Here is a 1,913-nt window from a genome sequence, read left to right on the forward strand (position 1 = left end):
GGTTCGTGCGCCCAAAAATAGGGTTCATACGCCAATTTTCCTAATGTGAAGCCAAATCAGCTTGCGCATTTAGAAAAACTAATGGCAATTCCGAAAACTGGAATGCTTCATCGTTGAAAAAACATTTTTTCAAGAAAATTTTAGGAGTATGAATAATTCAGGTTATCTAAAATAAAAAGGAGGTTCTCATAACCCACGTCTCAGGGTGTGAGAACCTTTTTCTGTCTTGAATCTGTTTAGATGAAGAGTTAAATTTCGGGCAAAATAAATAAAAAGCTTTCAATCATTCTAATCAAAGGGTATTCCTCGTACTTAAAATCCTAGCCATTGGTAAAACATGATTTATATGGACTTAAAAAGGAGCATCAATCGGTTTTTGTACTATTTTGCGTCAATCGTAATGATAGTAAAATTAATTTTTTCATTTTATAATGACGATAGAAGTTTTATGGAAGGAGTGAGCTCGTTGGCAAGAGAAAAGAAACACATCCCAGGCGTTATTTCGGACTTACGTCGTGATATCATTGAAGTGCCTGAGGTAATTACAAAATGCAGCGGAATTAATATCAATGGCCGAAAATTAAAATCGTTTATCTTTACAACAGATATCGCGATTATTTGTAATACAGATGCTGATGCCGTCCTAGCCGTTTATTCCTTTACACCTCATCCAGGAATCATCCAAGCAATCACATCGGTAGCTTCTATGCCGGTTATTGCTGGAGTAGGTGGAGGGCTGACACATGGCGTTCGGTCCGCTAACATTGCTATGTTCGCCGAGTCACTCGGTTCGATCGCAGTAGTAGTGAATGCCCCTACACCGATTGAGACCATTCGAATGATTGATGAAATGGTGGATGTACCGGTCATTGCGACCATTGCTTCCGACCTGACTGATATAAAGGAACGTGTAAATGCTGGTGCAGACATCTTGAATGTAAGCGGTGGAGCGAAAACGGTAGAAATGGTACGAAACATTCGCAAGGAATTTCCAACGATTCCTATTATTGCAACGGGCGGAAAAACAGATGCAGATATTCTCGAAACGATTGAAGCGGGTGCCAATGCAATTTCTTGGACACCGCCATCTGTCGCAGATATCTTCAAGAAAAAAATGGATAAGTATCGACAAGAAGTTAAAGAAGATTACGAAGCATAAAAAAGAACGAGGCGGGAAGGTTAATGATTCCTGTCTCGATTTTTTATTGACACTGGACTGTATGAACCGTATAATACATCTAGTGTAGCAACGTGCCGTGTTTTTTTACCCTTAGTGTATTACTTGGTTGATACACATAAAATCAGAAAGGTAGGTGGGTATGTCCATGGAGTTTGACCGCCGAAGTCCCGTGTATGAACAAATTGTTCAATATTTCAAAGAGCAGATTGCTAGCGGAAAATATTCTTCAGGAAGCAAAGTCCCCTCAAGAAGAGAGTTGGCTACTGAGTTCAAGATTAATCCAAATACGGCACAACGAGCGTATAAAGAAATGGAGGAACAAGGATTGATTTATACAGAAGGAAATTCCCCAAGTAAGGTTACAGAAGACTTGAACAAAATAAAGAATTTACGTGTAGAGTTAATTGAAGGTTCCTTGCAAGACTTTATTGTTCTGTCCAAACGCTTGGGCTTGTCGATAGAGGAAATTATACAACTAATTCAGCGCAAGTATGAGGAGGAAGGCCGTAATGATTGAAGTACGTGATTTGTATAAAAGTTATGGACGTAAAGCCGTTCTCAAAGGCGTTACGTTCACCATAAAACCAAATGAAATTACTTGTATTACAGGACTCAATGGTACAGGGAAGACAACCCTCATGAATTGCATCATGCGTTGTGTTTTGCAAGACATTCCTACACAATATTGCAAAGAAAAAGTACACACCTTTGCGCCTGAAATTTTTCTCTGATT

General features: G+C 39.2%; 3 protein-coding genes. All 3 read left to right on the top strand.

The annotated features are described in order from the left end of the window. Nucleotides 1–448 precede the first annotated feature (448 nt). The 3 genes from PVE40_RS12615 (at nucleotide 449) to PVE40_RS12625 (ending at nucleotide 1,911) form a co-directional block, all read left to right on the top strand. A complete protein-coding gene (locus PVE40_RS12615) occupies nucleotides 449–1,159 on the top strand; it encodes a hydrolase (protein ID WP_274732283.1) in 711 nt (236 codons plus the stop codon). Between the two features lie 166 nt (nucleotides 1,160–1,325). After that, nucleotides 1,326–1,697, top strand: a complete 372-nt coding sequence (locus PVE40_RS12620) for a GntR family transcriptional regulator (RefSeq protein ID WP_274732284.1) — start codon at nucleotides 1,326–1,328, stop codon at nucleotides 1,695–1,697. Beyond that, a complete protein-coding gene (locus PVE40_RS12625; RefSeq protein ID WP_274732285.1) occupies nucleotides 1,690–1,911 on the top strand; it encodes an ATP-binding cassette domain-containing protein in 222 nt (73 codons plus the stop codon). Before PVE40_RS12620 ends, PVE40_RS12625 begins: the two co-directional genes overlap by 8 nt. Nucleotides 1,912–1,913 lie beyond the last annotated feature (2 nt).

Origin of the sequence: Jeotgalibaca caeni, assembly GCF_028863945.1 — a bacterium.
Taxonomy (GTDB): Bacteria; Bacillota; Bacilli; order Lactobacillales; family Aerococcaceae; genus Jeotgalibaca; species Jeotgalibaca caeni.